The organism is Variovorax sp. SG517, assembly GCF_013376045.1.
In the GTDB taxonomy this organism is placed as follows: Bacteria; Pseudomonadota; Gammaproteobacteria; order Burkholderiales; family Burkholderiaceae_C; genus Variovorax.
On the sequence record NZ_JABMJG010000017.1, the window covers coordinates 1 to 14,991 of the forward strand.

General features: G+C 63.3%; 14 protein-coding genes. All 14 read right to left on the bottom strand.

Annotation, left to right across the window (positions count from 1 at the left end):
* Positions 1-1,178: 1,178 nt before the first annotated feature.
* The 14 genes from FHT32_RS33095 to FHT32_RS33160 all read right to left on the bottom strand — a co-directional run bounded on the left by FHT32_RS33095 (position 1,179) and on the right by FHT32_RS33160 (position 14,984).
* Positions 1,179-1,451: a hypothetical protein gene (locus FHT32_RS33095; RefSeq protein WP_176662685.1), complete on the bottom strand. Its 273-nt coding sequence runs from the start codon at positions 1,449-1,451 to the stop codon at positions 1,179-1,181.
* A gap of 190 nt (positions 1,452-1,641) precedes the next feature.
* Complete coding sequence (locus tag FHT32_RS33100; protein WP_176668774.1) at positions 1,642-1,896, bottom strand: hypothetical protein; 255 nt, start codon at positions 1,894-1,896, stop codon at positions 1,642-1,644.
* 268 nt (positions 1,897-2,164) lie between these two features.
* Entirely contained in the window at positions 2,165-2,368 is a 204-nt protein-coding gene (locus FHT32_RS33105; RefSeq protein ID WP_176668775.1) for a hypothetical protein, read from the bottom strand.
* 53 nt (positions 2,369-2,421) lie between these two features.
* On the bottom strand, positions 2,422-3,054 hold the full coding sequence (locus FHT32_RS33110) for a TraX family protein (protein ID WP_256099261.1): 633 nt from the start codon (positions 3,052-3,054) through the stop codon (positions 2,422-2,424).
* A 145-nt stretch (positions 3,055-3,199) separates the two neighbouring features.
* The gene (locus FHT32_RS33115) at positions 3,200-4,396 is read right to left on the bottom strand and encodes an LPD7 domain-containing protein (protein ID WP_176668777.1); all 1,197 of its coding nucleotides are present in this window, start codon (positions 4,394-4,396) and stop codon (positions 3,200-3,202) included.
* Between the two features lie 25 nt (positions 4,397-4,421).
* Positions 4,422-6,350, bottom strand: coding sequence for a type IV secretory system conjugative DNA transfer family protein (locus FHT32_RS33120; RefSeq protein WP_176668778.1), 1,929 nt, complete (start codon positions 6,348-6,350; stop codon positions 4,422-4,424).
* Entirely contained in the window at positions 6,316-7,464 is a 1,149-nt protein-coding gene (virB11, locus tag FHT32_RS33125; protein ID WP_176668779.1) for a P-type DNA transfer ATPase VirB11, read from the bottom strand. The genes FHT32_RS33120 and virB11 overlap by 35 nt, the downstream gene beginning before the upstream one ends.
* A complete protein-coding gene (gene virB10 / locus FHT32_RS33130) occupies positions 7,433-8,770 on the bottom strand; it encodes a type IV secretion system protein VirB10 (protein ID WP_176668780.1) in 1,338 nt (445 codons plus the stop codon). Before virB10 ends, virB11 begins: the two co-directional genes overlap by 32 nt.
* Positions 8,767-9,594, bottom strand: a complete 828-nt coding sequence (virB9, locus tag FHT32_RS33135) for a P-type conjugative transfer protein VirB9 (protein ID WP_256099262.1) — start codon at positions 9,592-9,594, stop codon at positions 8,767-8,769. Before virB9 ends, virB10 begins: the two co-directional genes overlap by 4 nt.
* Before the next feature lie 11 nt (positions 9,595-9,605).
* On the bottom strand, positions 9,606-10,328 hold the full coding sequence (locus FHT32_RS33140) for a virB8 family protein (protein WP_176668782.1): 723 nt from the start codon (positions 10,326-10,328) through the stop codon (positions 9,606-9,608).
* 141 nt (positions 10,329-10,469) lie between these two features.
* Complete coding sequence (locus FHT32_RS33145; RefSeq protein WP_176668783.1) at positions 10,470-11,519, bottom strand: type IV secretion system protein; 1,050 nt, start codon at positions 11,517-11,519, stop codon at positions 10,470-10,472.
* Between the two features lie 14 nt (positions 11,520-11,533).
* The gene (locus FHT32_RS33150; RefSeq protein WP_176668784.1) at positions 11,534-11,743 is read right to left on the bottom strand and encodes a hypothetical protein; all 210 of its coding nucleotides are present in this window, start codon (positions 11,741-11,743) and stop codon (positions 11,534-11,536) included.
* Positions 11,744-11,749: 6 nt separating this feature from the next.
* On the bottom strand, positions 11,750-12,484 hold the full coding sequence (locus FHT32_RS33155; RefSeq protein WP_176668785.1) for a type IV secretion system protein: 735 nt from the start codon (positions 12,482-12,484) through the stop codon (positions 11,750-11,752).
* The gene (locus FHT32_RS33160) at positions 12,477-14,984 is read right to left on the bottom strand and encodes a VirB4 family type IV secretion/conjugal transfer ATPase (protein WP_176668786.1); all 2,508 of its coding nucleotides are present in this window, start codon (positions 14,982-14,984) and stop codon (positions 12,477-12,479) included. The genes FHT32_RS33155 and FHT32_RS33160 overlap by 8 nt, the downstream gene beginning before the upstream one ends.
* Between the last annotated feature and the right edge of the window lie 7 nt (positions 14,985-14,991).

Consider the following 14,991-nt stretch of genomic DNA (forward strand, 5'->3'; position numbering starts at 1 on the left):
CAAAAACTTATCCACACCGTGAGCCGGCTGGTTCGCAAAGAGGGTGGGTCAATATTCGATGGAAATCGCGGGTCAGGATTGCATGGAAATCAACAACCATGACCTCAATGTCGTCGGACCCGACTGCACGGGTGAGCGAGAAGCAATAGTTCTGCCTTGGGTCGTGGCAGTAGATGTATGCCATTCCGTCGTAGGCATCGCTGTTCGCCGAGGCGCTCACGGTTGCACGTAGCTTCATCTATTTCGTCGGTCGAAGTGTCGAAGTTGGCCGGCAGTATCGCCCAGCGGCCTGTGCCGAACGGCAGCTTCTCGGCGAAATGGTCGGTGGGCTCGAGTGGCTGGTCTTGGCCGACTGTAGCCGCAGGAGCGGCTGGCACAAAGGGGATCGGAGCCAATCCATCGAGTCCGTGCACACTGGCCACCAACCAGCGAGCTGCGGTCAGCTCGTGCACGCCAGAACTTCTCTGGCCAAGAAGGCAGCTTCTTCGTTCTGACTGCTGGCCCATTGAGCCCAATAGGGGCGTTGGCCCCTCGCTAATTGGCGAAGGCTCTCACACAACGGCTCATCGCTCAAGTCGCTATGTCGCATGCAACTCGCAACGATATCCATGAGTTCAATCGCCACACTCTCAGTCGCATTGGGCAGCGCCTCGAGAAGGAAGGGAAAAGCCAAGCTCGCGACCGCTGGTGTAACTCCGCCAGAGACCAAGTGGCACCAAAGGTGATGCGTTGCATCTAACGCAACAGCCTCATCTGAATCGAAAATGCGCCGCAGCGTTTCCGGCACGTCATCAGCGCTACCGATACACGTAAGAAAGCCAGCCCAAGGAATCGCATCGAGCCGCGCTTGCAGTTCTGACTCCCCCATATCCGCCCGTACTGCCCCTCATATTTGAAATTGCGTTCAAGTCTCGAATGACCGCCGCCGACGGCGGCTACTGAGCCGCGCTCTTCCGGCTTGGCCGGAGCCCCTGGACCGCTTCCTCGTGAACCCGTGCACGCGAGGATTCCAAACCCATCTCCGCCTCGATTTCACCGATGCAGCCCCAGCAGTCCCCACCGCAGTCCAAGGACAGCAGGTCATCTTCTCGACCGAGTTCACGACCACAAATCCGGCAGTTCATTTGATGAATCGTGCCACAAGGTTGAGCAACCGGTTTTGGCCGGCTGCGACCGTATCAGCAAATGAGCGGCCCAAGTTCGACAAGATCTCCGGCGAGAAGCCGAAAGTTGAGATCCTGCCTTGGGCAGATCTCCTTCCCGTCACGGTGTATATGGATGTCGACCAAGATGCTTGTATCTTGGCCACTGCCTTGGAAAGTGAAGTACTTCGGCTCGGCCAGATGCAGGTCATCGGGGTTACCAGCGAACGGAACGATTTTTGCGTTGAAACGGAGTTCATAAGCAGCCAACGCTTCGCCAAGCGTGTTGACCGCAATCTCATGGGCCAAGTCGTTGTGTGGGACTGGCGACCCGGTATATGTATATCGAGAGTTCGATGGACCGAAGATCAATTGCATGAGAGTGGCGATAGGTCGACTGAACTGGCGTTTCTATCGTCTGTAGCGATTAGGGGCTCGACGAGCGAGCGCTGCGTTTCACATAAATGACCAATCGTGACGGCAGACCGGTTGTGGCCGACTATGGCCTGTCGGACTGAGGCGCTTCGACTAGGCCAAGCCCAGCAAGCGCCACCAAAAATTGTTCATATTCTTGATCTTGCATGCCTTCGACCGAGACGGCCACTGCGTGATACCAGGGGTTTGGGTGTCCGCACTCGATAGAGAATCTGCAAATTAGCTGCGGAGCACAGGAAGCGGTGCGTGCAGCAGCCTGAATCTCGTCGCAGGCCGAATCAAATTCATCGCGGCCGAATGCTTGCTCGATCAAGCGCAAGGGGATACTTTGTGTTCGCTGCGACGCGTTCGCGCTGAAAAAGCGGATACTTGTCATAAATAGGGGTTTGAACCTTTAGCCTGAGATTGCCAAATCGTTCATTGATGGACATCCCTCACGCCGCTTGCGTGGGCATTCTGCCGAGTCCCGCTCCAGAGATTCTTTCAGCCCAATCGATTGCTTTAGGGAGAACTTAGCACCGCTGATGACCGTCGGCTCCTGGCCAACTACGGGCTGTCGGGCTGTGGTGCTTCGACTAGGCCGAGCGCTAGCGAGCGCCGAAAAATTGATCATATTCTTGATCTTGCATGCCTTCGACCGAGACGGCCACTGCGTGATACCACGGGTTGGGGTGTCCGCACTCCATAGAGAAGCTGTAAATTTGCTGCGGAGCACAGGAAGCGGTGCGTGCAGCAGCCTGAATCTCGTCGTAGGCCGAATCAAATTCATCGCGGCCGAATGCTTTCTGCATCAGCCCGGGATGCGCACAGTGATGCCCTTTCGGACTTCGGCAGCCGCAACGCTTCAAGCCAGCCCTTGCACCAGCGCGATCCCCGACAGATGGGCCGGATAGAAAACATAGAAAACCCATCGGCTGCGTACCATCGGCATCTCGAGCCGCGAGGCGCCCCACACGAGCGGCAAGGCAGCCATGGCAGCGAAATTGTCGTTGACGGCAACGAGCGACGCGGTCGCCAAGATCCACAGCAGCAGGCGAAGTCTCCCGGGGCGGCGCAGGAATGCCCAGGCACCGAGACAGAAGAGGAGCGCCGGCCACCAGAACTCCACCAGGGCCCCGCCGATGAGAAACGCAAAACAGGCGGCACTACGGCTGCGCCATCGGCCGCGTTCCAGTAGCACGACGATCAGCGTGGCGAGGAAGAGTGTGGCCATGATGTTCAGTGGCCACCAGCCGACCAGATGCGCATATGCCGGCGTCGCCAGCGCTGCGAAGAAGGCCAGTCGTTTCATGGCACGCAGGTGGACTCCGGCTGCAAGTGCCCCCGGGCGCGCCAGATGGGCCATGAGGACGAATCCGAACAGCGGCATCGCCATGCGTCCCAGCGCATAGAGCGTGAGACTGCCTTCGTGCAGCAGGTACTTGTTGATGTGATCGCCCGCCATGAGCAGGAGGCCGACCCACTTGAGCATCTCCATCGTGCCGGCTGAAACGAGCGGGACATGAGGCGGGACCGGGGATTGCGTGCAGGAGGGGTCAGGCAAATCCCTGGCGGCACGCGCGCGAGGTGGCCGCAGCGAGTCCGTGCGTCGTGCAGTAACGGACCGACGTCTGCCCACGGGCCTAGACGCGCTCATGGCCTTCCTCCCGGCGGTGGTGGATCGTTTGACGCACCCGCGCAGGCAGGTCGGCTGTACGGCGGGCGGGGAGGCGAACGAACTTGCCTCGGGCGAGCGCATCGGCCGTCCGCTCCCGGATCATCTGCACCAGGCGCAGCTGGGACGCAGGGTCGGCGGTGACTCGGTGGGCGAACTGCTCGGCCAGCTTGAGGACTGCCGCCGCCGAGGCCAGTTCGCGGTGTCGTGAGAGCTCCTCGTCGGAGAAACCTGCGCCCGTGCGCACACGTTCGGCGTGGCTTTCGAGTGTGCGGAAGTGTTCGGCCGTCTCGATGCTCCAGCGCGTCTGCTGTGCAGCGATCTTCTTTTCTCCGGTCAGATCACCTTGCGCATTCCGGGTTGGCACGCGGACGGTGACCGCGCGCGAGCCCAGTTGATGGACCTCCACCCTGTCGCCGACGCGCGCTCGAGATGCCGATTCGGCGAGGGCGCGTTCGAGGTCGGCACCCCAGATGGTGCGCTTGCCGGCCTCGGTGCGGACGGTCACGTAGAAGGACATGCGCTGCGTCCGATCGAACTGGTACGGCGCAGCCGCCGCCTCCACGAGGATTCCTCTGATGGGCGGTTTTGAGTCCACTCGTCTTTGGGCCGCATCGTGCACGGTGCTGCCTGTGGGCGGGGGCTCGGCGTTGGAGCTGCTCTGTACGGAAACATCCGGCGCGCTCCGTTCCCGGCGTGCGGATGCTGCTGGTGGCGGAGGCTCGTCACCTGCTTGCGGCGTGGAATGGCCCGTCTTCAATGCGCGCTGGACCAGGAGGATCTCGGCCTGCGTGGGGGTGTAGCCGTGAACGGCGATGTCCCGCTGCGCAGCCTCGCGCCAGACGCGGCGGCGAAAGGTCTTGGTGCCATGAAGTTCAAGCAGCTTCCATCCTCGCGCCTGCGCAATTGCCACGATGTCGCGCAACGCCTGTTCGTTCTCCGTCTTCACGCGAAGGCGGTCGCCCTCGTCGATGAATGCCAACGTGCGGTCGGGGAACAGGTAGTGATTCCGGCTGCGCTGGTACCGGCTGGCGATGAAGGCGGGCACCTGATGTCGACGGCGATCCCCGTCGAATGCGTTCCCCTGTACGAAGCCGTAGAAGCCTCCGGCGGAGCTCTTGGCGCCATTTCCGGAGGGGTTGCTGGGCGATGAATCCGTGGCCATTGGAGGCTCCTTTCGCGTGGCGACGTCAATCCAGGACCTGTGCCATGAACTCGTCCATACGTTGCTTCAGTTCGTTCTCGTCGAGCTTTTCGGCCGGAATCTCCACGTCGTCGAAATCGAAGGAGAAGTCTTCGAGGTTCAGGTCGTCGTTCGATAGGCCTTCAGCAACGGCACCCTGTGCGGCCGACGCGGAGCTCCTGCCGTTTGGCAGGGGCGCATCGCTCGAAGCAGAGCGTGACGTGGCATCGCTGGCCGTGCGGGGGGAGGCTGACCGGGTCACCACAAGCCGCGGAACCGGTGGGGGTGGCAGTTCGCGGCTCGCGAAGAACCTGTCGCGGAAATAGAGGATGCGGTGCGCCAGCACCGGGCGCAGGCCTTCGTGGAAGAGCAGCATCCGCTGCCGGCCCAGCTCCTTGACCTCCTGGGCAAGGAGCAGGCGGCGGGGCTGCTCGCTGATGCTGACGGTTGACGTCCTGTTCGCGCCGCCGACGGCACCCCACAAAGGCCGGCTGACGCTTTTCTGCTGGACGGTGTAGGTGCCCAGCTCCCGCGAGATGGCCTCGGCGTCCTCGTACTCCTTGGGAGGAAAGACGATGCGTGCGGCGAGCATCTTGCGTATCGATCTGGCACCCTCGACGCCGTACTTCTCGACCAGTTGGGAGTTGGACTGGACGATGATCACGGCGCGCACGTTGTAGCCGGGCAGGAAGGCGGTGGCGTCGGCGATCACCGGAATGCGACCCAGGGCCGGGAACTCGTCGAGCATCAACAGCAGTTGATGGCGAAGCTGCGGGTTGTTCTCGGGCAGCTCGCGCGTCTGCAGGCCGATCGCCTGCTGGAAGAACAGGTTCAGAAGAGGCTGCAGCCGCGTGATGTTGTCGGGGTTGATCTGCACGTAGATGGAGATCGCCCGCTTGCGCAGATCGCGCAGATCGAAGTCGTTGGCCGAAGTCGCGGCATCGATCATCGGGTTGAGCCACAGATCCAGGCGGCTGGTGAAGGTCTTGCGGATGCTGGAGGCCGTGCTCGGCGCCAGATCGATCACGTCGTACAGGCTCTGCACCGCTTCCTGAGACAAGGGATAGCCGGCGCGTTCGCACGCGTCGATCACGCGCTTCCAGTGCTTTTGGAATCCCTCTGCGTCACTCGCCATGCCCTGGCGCAGGACTTCGCCCAGCGTCCGCGTAGTGCCCTGGGTCTCGAAGAGGTACAGCGCGATACCCAGGAACAGCGAACGCGCCGAGGAGGTCCAGAACGGATCGCCGACCTGCGGGTCCGGGAAGAGCATGGTGCCGATGCGCTGCAGATCGTCGATGCAACGGTAGGGCACCTCTGAAACGTAGCCCAAGGGGTTCCAGCGCGCGGAGCATTCGCGCTCCGACAGGGGGTCGAACAGGTGAACTTCCTGTCCATGCGCCGCGCGGTAGCCGGCGGTGCGCATGAAGTTCTCACCCTTGATGTCGCTGACGATGGCCGAGCCGGGCCAGTTCAGCAGGTTCGGAATGACGACGCCGACGCCCTTGCCGCTGCGCGGCGGCGCTTCAAGTTCCACACCCTGCTGGCCCGGCAGCATCAGATAACGGTTGCGAAGGCGCCCCAAGATGATGCCCTGATCCGCGAGGAGGCCCGCCTCTGCAACCTCGCGCCTCCTGGCGAACCGTGCTTCGCCGTGCAAGGGGCGTCGCCGAGGCAGCATCGCGAAGCCGACCAGGCCCAGGGTCACGCTCTGGGATCCGATCAGTGCGGTGATCAGGGGGCGGCGCACCTCCGGCCTGTCGCCATAGGCCTTCCAATAGTGAAGAAGCGTGAGAAAAGTTGCATGCTGGGGTGGCAGCCTCATGGCCATCAGGAATGCATGGCCGCCAACGTACAGGCCGACCATCGCCGCCACGAGCAGCGCGACCGCAACCCTGAAGGCACTAGGCAGGCCTTCGGTGCCTCGCGCCCGGGTCATACCAGATCTCCTGCACGATGCGTCGCTGCCGGCCGTGCGTGCCGTCTCGGGCGCATTGCACCACTATGTCGACACTCATCTGCGCCAGCTCCACGCCCTCGCGTGTGCTCATGCCCTGGCCCGCCTGGCTGCGCTTCATCAACTGCGCCAGTGCTACGAAAGCCATCTCGGCGCTGTTGGCATGTACGCTGGTGATGGAGCCGGGATGGCCCGTGTTCACCGAAACCAGGTAGTCGTAAACCTCATCGCCAGTGCGCAGCTCCGAGACGAACACCCGATCCGGGCGCTGTCGCTTGGCACTGGCCAACAGCTGTCCTGGCGTCACATCCGCTTGCCCCTGGGCCCCCTGGGAATAGAAGAGGCGCACATGATTGGGCTGGTTGCGCAGGGAGAGCTCCCTGACGTCCTCGATGGTGATCAGCCGGTCCCCAGCAGGCACTTCCAGGATCAGTGCCTTGGCGACCGTGGTCTTGCCGGAGCTGGTCGCGCCGGACAGAAGGATGTTCTTTCGCAGTTGGACGGCGCGTTGCAAGAAGGACACGAACTGGCGCTTTCCGAGAAGCCTCGTCAGCTCGCGTTCTTCCGGTAGCAGGCTGGCGGCATCGGACTGCGCGACGGGCAACGCGGGAATGCTGCGCGTGGTCTCGAAGATTTGCAGGCTCTCCAGGTCTTCCAGGGTCCAAAGGACATTGGACGGGCGCCGGATCGTGATCGAGACGGTCCGCTCCGATGTGGCGGGTGGCAGCACGATCTGGATCCGTTCTCCACCGGGCAGGACAGCGGACAGCAGCGGCTCGTTGGCGGAGATTCGCTGGTGCGTGAAGTTGGCGACCAGTTTGGCGATGGCGATGCACCAGTCGAAGCTCGCGAAAGGCAGCGCCTCGCGCGCCCAGCCGGACCGCCGCTCCACGAACGCGGCACCCGGCTCGTTGATGCAGATCTCCGTGACCTCGGGGTCATCCAACAGATGGCGAAGCGGTGCCAGAAAGAGCGCGAGGGAAGAGGGTTGCTCTCGCGGTACGGCAATGGGCTCTGCTGCCTGAGGCGCCCGTGCATCGTCCGCGTCGGTTTCGGGCGCGTGGTCAGGGTGCGTTGGGGTCGGTTCGAAGTGCATAGACGTTCCTGAAATCCACGTCGCGTGCGACCAGGATCTGGATGCGTTCGCCCTGGTTCTTGATGACCGTGGGAGGGATCGACACTGTCCCGCGCAGCACCTCGGTGATGACGTCGCGTCCGCCGGAGGGCGCTAGGACCACACCGCCGTTTCGTCCTACACCGGCGCTGCCTTGCTGCTGGGCGGCAAGGGCCTGCATCGTGCCATCGACGACCGAAATGAGGATGGCCGATCCGAAGCGGTCCCAGAAATGGGTATCGACGAATCCTGGCAATCCGCTGCGCCCGAGCTCGTCGGTGCCCGGGGAAGCGAGCTGGACCACCACGCCGGCGGGCGTGCGGGCTTCGTTCCAAAGGATGAAGACGCGGCCTTGTCCCTGACGCGGTGTGCCGCGCTGCTCGCCAACGTATTTGGTGCCGCGCTCCAGCAGCACGACCTTGCCGTCGGCGCCATAGACGTCGCCCGCGCCGATGCAGGTGACCATGCCTTCGTAGGTGGAATCGAGCGCCGTCTCCAGGGTGCAATCGATGAACGCACCTTTGGGCAGGAGCATGCGCCGCGTGGGCAGGATCTGGGCGGTGACCGCCGGGGTGGACGTCGGTCGAAGGCTGGCGGCGAGGCCGCCACTACCGAAGCTGGGCGAGGCGGCATTGGATGCCCGCAGGGCGCCGACGATCTGCGCCATGTCGGGGACGGCACCGGGCAACGTCATCTGCTCACCGAATGCAGCGGGCGTCCGCGCGCCAGGGGCCTGCGCGGATTGCGCGTGCCGAAGCACAGGAAATCCCAACTGCCGCTCCAATGCGATTTGCTCGGGAGTCTTCGGCGGCGATCCGGTCGTGCCCGTTTGTGTCGGCATTGGCGCAGGCGGCGCATTGGCTGCAACCGGTGCCGGGTCCGGCGAACGGACCTTCGGCGGCGCAACGGGGCCCAGCGGCGGCACTTTCATCTCGCCGCCGGCGCGTTCGGCAGCGGCCTTCCTCGCGGCCTCATCCGCCTGCCGGGCGCGGGCGTACTGCGTGTTGTAGTACCAGAACAGGAATGCCGCTCCCAGCAGCACCATCAAGGTCAATGCCAGGGCACCGCTGACGCGTGACTGGATGGTGCGTTCGCGATTGACCGAGGGGATGGTTCTCTCTCCGTCCACCCCGATGTCATCGATGTCCGATCGCGACGCGTCGGGAGGGTTTGCCATTGATCGGTCGCCGGAAAGCAACTCACCGGTATCGAGGTCGATTTCCGTTGCGCCTGGACGCCCGGGTCGATCTGGCTGGACCTTCTGGCCGGGGCCGCCTCGCCAGTTCATGGTCCCTCTCCTGCGTTGATGCGGTGCACACCCGGTACGCTGGTGTTGTTCGGGGCACGTATGCCGCCTCCCGTGAAGGACCGGTTGACGACGCAGCCGGCGAGCTCACCGCGGCGCAGGACGAGGCGCCGCGCCACGCGATGGATGACGACCTCGTCGTCCTCGATGTTGAAGTTCAGAAGCGATTCGGAACCGTCGTCGTTTTGCACGAACATGGCCGGAAACTCGGCGCGGGCATGGAAACGCAGCCGGGTTTGGATTCCATCGTCATAAGCACTCTCGGGTTTGAGCGATTCGCTGCCACAGAACCAGTAGTCCATGTTGCGCGGTCGACGGGTTGCCGCTTCCCTCATCCGCGCTTCGGTCTCCCGACGCTGCAACTCAGCGGCGGCGGCTTGTGCCTGATCTTCCGGATAGGTGAAGCGTATCGAGTAGATCATGCGCCGGGCGGCCGCGCCGTTGGCCACGCTGGCCGAAACGATGTAGTCGAAATGGTAGGAGCGTCTGTTGGTGAGGACAGTGAGGTTGGTCGAAGCACGGGCCTCTTTGGGCTTGATGAAGAAGTGATTGCGCTCAGCACCGACATCGAAAGCTCCGTTGTCGCCGGAGCCGAGATTCACGAACTCCTCGCCTTCGGCGAACTGCAGATGGATCTGGTAACCCACGAAGCCCTGCAGGGTGATGACGTCATCGGGGTTGTAGGCGACCACCCGAACGCGTGCGTCAACCTTGCCGATCGGTGGCACGGTGGCGGAATGGACGGCCTGGGTCGCCAGCAGCAGGCCTGTCGCCCATCCCACGACCAGCACGGACATCGGTTGCATGCCTCGAGCCTTCATCGCAGATCCAACCTGACGGGCGAGGTGTCGGCGGGAACCACCTCGGGCTCCCGGCGATATTCCATGACCCGAAAGCCCAGAGGATTGAGCGAGCGCATCTTGTTGTCTTTCGATGGCGGCACATAGGCGAACTCGATCGTGGCGACCCAGTGGCTCGCCTGTTCTTCCCCGGTGCCGCCAGCGCGTGCAAAACTGGTGAAGCGAACCTGCGCGAGCTTGTCCCTGCCACTTTCGAGTCGCAGGAAGGTCACTGAACGCACCTGAACGCGAATGGACGTCCCGTCCTTGTAGACGTTGAGAGGCGACGCCGGGTTGTCGCTGGCCCACAGGGCCGCCCAGTTCTGGTTGAGCCGCGGCGAATTCTGCGAGGCGACGAGTTCGTAGTCGGCCTCCGCCGTCCCGTAGAAGTAGCGTTCGCGTGCGATCACGTAGCTTTGAAGCAGGTTGCGCGTCACCACCTGTTCGATATCGGTCGTGCCCTCGTACGTGGGCACGATGTCGACGATCCCGGTGCTGCTGTCGACCCGGATCAGAACAGGAACGGGTTGCTTCAATGGCGTGAGACCGCTGACCGCAACCACTGCGAGCGTCGCGAGGGCCGTCGCTGCCGCTGCGACGGTCCAGGCAACACTTGCGGACCGTTCCGCCCGGCGCGCACGGTCGATCTCCCAACTCTGGGCCTCGCGAAGGTATTGCTCAAGGGCGGCGTCCTTGGGCATCTGATTCTCCGGTGTCTGAGGAAGCGTTGATCGGTGTCAGCGGGCCATCGCAACCCGGGGGCAGGGGTGGGCGGGTGGCACATGCCGAGAGCAGCAAGGTGAGCAACAGGAGGGTGGCGGCCGGCTTCATGCGTGCTGCCTTCATCGATTGCGGGAGGTACTCGGCATCGCCCGTTCCCTGGGAATCACCGTGCCGCCTCGGCGAGGGGTTCCGAGACTTGCCAAGGACGTTGCAGCGGTGGCGGCGCGGTTGCCCGCAAGGCGGGTGAGGGAGTCCCAGCGACCACCCGGTTGGCGCCGGACGCCATCGAGGACGCCTCGACCGAACTCGTAGCTCGTGCGCTTGGCGCCTCCCATGGACCATCTCGCCAGCCCGCCGATGGCTCCCTGTGAACTGAGGGCGACACCGCTTGCGAGACCGGCGGCCATTGGCATGACCTGCGTCATGATCAGCAAGACCAATGATGCGCAAAGAACCATGTTCAGCGCGTCGACCGTGACAATCGCAGCGCCGTGAGCGGCTGTCTGGATGGCGTAGGCTGAAAGTGTCTGGAGCATCAGGCTTGTGGCCAGAGTGGCCAGAACGACCACAAGTGCGTAGTTGGACAGCTGAGCGATCCAAGCTTCGAAGAACCTTCGGGTGGCCTCGAAGAAGAGCAGACAGATGAAGATCGGTCCCAAGGCAAGGATGAGTACGAGGGCAATTCGCGAGAGCGCGAGCAGAAAAAACGTGTAGACGGTCACTGCGCCCATGATGAGGTAGACGACGGCGCCGGCCAGATAGAAGCCGAAATCTCCGTTCAGTACACCCCCTTTGTTCCAAAGGTTGAACGCGACGGTGCCGCCGTTGTCCCAGATGGAGTCGATCAGCGACACCGGACTGGCCGCCCCGATGACTGCTGCTGCGAGTTGGCTCGGTGCGTTGAAGAACGTGTCAACGATAACGGCGTTGAAGAGCCACAACCTCAGGCCCAGACCCAGAGTGATCGCTATGAAGAGGATGCGCTTGATGCCCTCCCAGATCGGCTCCTGGATTTTCCCGGTGATGCTGAGAAAGCCCCAAATCATCACGTAGATCGTCGCGAGCGTTATCGCCGCAGGCTCGATCGCACTCGCCACAGCGGCTGTTTTTGCTGAAACATATTCAGTCAGCTGAGCGTTCAGCCACGTCCAGAATTGTTGGAAGAACATCGCCGCCCTCGCAGTCACCTGATCGCACCATGGGGCGGCGGCAGCTCTGGCTGGAAGCGCTTTGAAAAGCTTCCATGTTCGGGAGCCATCTTCTGTGTCCGCGGCGCGTTGGAGCTGTCGCTGGGCATGGTCGTGACGGGGCAATGCGGCACAAACAGGTAGGCGAATCCCGCGGCAACAGCGGCGAAGATCGCGGTAGGGACAATGGTGACGGACGAGGCCATGGCGAATCAGGGCCTCGGAAGAAACCGGGTACTGAACCTGCCATGGCCGGCGATCACCTGCTCTCGCGTACGTTGCCGCTGGGTGGCCTCTTCGGCCATCGCCATGTGATAAAGGCTCTGCAACTTCGTTTGCTCATTGGTCAGCATGGTCTGCTCGGCCTGGATCCGCGCCTGCAAGTCCTGGATGGCCTTGGGGTCCTGGGCCGTAGCGATGCCGTTGACAAGCTGCTGCAGGGCGGCAAAGCGCTGGCTCGTGTTTTGGTAGGCGCTCTGGGTCATTCCGTGGAGCAACGCCGCCGATTGCCGGCCTTGATCGACGATCTGGCGCAACTCGGGGCCGAGCGCTTCCATCTGTGTTCCCGTGAGGATGCTGTTGGCCTTCAAGATCGACTGCACCTGGGTGGACAGGCCGGCGTAGCTGCCTGACGAACCTTCCTGCGTGCGCAGCAGTTCGTCGTAGCTGGCGGGAAGGTAATTCCGGGCGCTGTTGGAGGTCGGAAGCAGCTGTTCCATGCCGCGGGTTCCTGTCATGGCACCGTGGGTCTGGGCCAGTTGCTCCTTTGTGGCCTTCACCTGGTCGAGCTGCTTTTGCATGCCCGAGATCTGCTGCTGCCAGTACATCACCTGTTGAATCAGGTTGGCGATTGCCGTCACATCGATCACCGGGATGCCAGCCTTCGCGTGCAGAGGGACCGCGAAGGTGGCGATGGCGAGCAACAGGGCGATGGCATGTCTATGCATGGGGGGCCTCCTGAGGTGGGGATGAAGGGGAGAAACGCGCGGCCAGGAGCGCGCGGAACGCAGGCAGCCATTGATCGGGCCGCGGTCCTCGTGCTTCGATGAGCTCGCGCATGAGGCGGACGTTGTCGATGCGTCCGGAGATGACGTGAAGGGCGTCGTCGAAGCCGCGCAGATCGAGCTGGGCAACCACGCTGACGTGGTTCTGCTTGATGAGGAACTGCCGCGAGCCGGGCTGCAGTTCCTGCTTGATGAGTGCGAACTCCCGGTCGGTCAGGTTGAAGCCCTGGGTGTACTCGGCGTAATCCGCTTCGGGATTGGGAAACAGGATCTTGGTCGGCGTCTGTTCCACGATCGCACGCGCGATGCTCGAACCGAGGACATGGCTGGTGCTCTGAGTGAAGGTGGCGATGTTCGCGTTCTTCTTTCGCCAGGTCTCGAGCCCGTTCTTGGCGAACCGCGCGAACGCCGGATCGCTCAACAGCTTGGCGAACTCATCCATCCAGCAGACGAGAGGCCGCCCATCCACCATCCGGTTCACGAGGTGGAAGAGGTACATGGTCAGCGGTGCCCTGACGACCTCGTTGTCCAGGAAGTCCGTCACGTCGAAGCCGACCAGCGCATGCTGCTTGAGCAGCGGCGCCACTTCGTCGCGGTCGTTGTCGAAGACCCAGGCGTAGTCGCCGTGGTCCGATGCGCACCACTTGCGAAGGCGCGCATGCATGCCCTCGGGCGCAGTGACGTCGAGGAACGCGCTGAGACGCGAAAGACGTCTGAATGGAGGATCGAGCTTGAGCGTGCCGCGCAGGGCCTGGTCGAGGTCGTCTTCCTCGCGAACACTCAGGGTGTCGTCGGGTCTTCGCAGGACGAGGCGCCGAAGCCAGTGCCGCATGAACTCGACGTTGTCGGGGATGCGGTCGTCCAGCTGCAGGGGATTGCAGTGGGTCGGCGTTGCGTTCCTGAGCGGCAGGTACTGGCCGCCGAGCGCGCGTACCAGGATGTGCAGGCCTTCGTCCTTGTCGAAGATCACCTGGGTCGCGTCGAGGCGATTGCATATCGCAGCCATGCAGAATCCGAGCAGCGTGGTCTTGCCCGTGCCGACTGGGCCCACGCCCGTGATGTGGCCCACGTCCTTGCGGCTGCCGCCGTCGGGGCTGCGCGGATCGCTCGCGTGCAGGGAGAAGTAGTACGGCGAGCCCGCACGTGTCGTGAACATCGTCAGCGCATTGCCCCAGTGGTTGCCCGTCGGCCGGCCTGTCGGGTAGTTGTGGAAAGGGGACATGGCCGCGAAGTTGCGGCTCGTGATCGGTGCCTTGCGACTGCGGTAACCGAAGTTGCCGGGCAACTGTGCCCAGAAGGCGGCCTCGAGCGCCAGATCCTCCCTCGCCACGACCATGCCGGTGTCGCCGAGGAGGTAGCGGGCGTGCGCGATGTGGTCGTTGAGCTGCTTCAGGCGGTTCCGGCTCTCGCTGTCGGCGCAGGCATCGACGGCGTCTGCCAGCACATGCAGGCTGAAGTGGTGGTCTCCCACCACGAATCGATTGCTCATGAGGTCGTCGAGTGCGTCCTTGAGCTCCTCGGCTTGGGAGATGGCCAGATCGCCCGCGGCCGCCATTCGGTGGTGCTGGCGGCCCATCATGTCCGTGGCGGTCCCCTTGGCCAGGAAGGTGAAGCTCTGCGTCAGTACGAAGCTGAAGGAGGCGCTCAGCAGCGCGCTGAACATGCCCGGCGCCGTAGGCGTCGGGTATTCCTTGATTCCCAGGAATGCGCCGACCCGGGTCTGGGTGCCGGTGCGGTATTCCATGGCCTCGTTGCCGAAGAACGGTCGAGTGGTGGCCAGAACCTCGTTCAGCGGCGAACGGGTCAGCGGCATGCGCTGCCGCTCGCCATTGATCAGAAGCCCTTGAAACTCCGCCAGAGAGGAGAAGAGGGCGTCCTTGCCATCGAGGCGGTAGATGCCAAGTGCGATGGGATCGTAGCGCTCCAGGGCGGCGATCAGTTCCTGGCGCAGCTTGGCGCAGGCGTCCAGCGAGTCGCGCAGCTCGGCCTGGATGCTGGCCGGATCCGTCTGCCGGAGCAGCCGCAGCGTGGCGTTGCCGATCCGCGTGGGCTGCGGGCGAAAGACCAGCGAGAGATACAGCTCGTTGACCATCAGCCGCTCACCGGCCATCTGCTGTCGGTAGCGGTGTTCGACCTCGCCCGCGAAGCCGGGAACCGTGCGTCCGGCCGGATAGCCAATTTCCCGGCGCCGGATCACGTGGCTCCAGAGGGCGAGATTCGGCGAGGCGATGTTGCGAAGCAGGACATTGAGGCGTTCGTGCCAGCTGTTGATGTCATCGTCATCGGCACTCTCGAAGCTCGCGCCGCCCAGGCGCAGGGTCTGGACGTAGTCGCCTGCGCGAGTGCGGATCACGTGTTCGTCGACATGCGCGGTGAACGGGATCATGGCCGCTGCTGCGATCTCGCGGCGAAGCGTGTTTTCCGAGCGGGTGAGCAGGCGCATGGTGCCG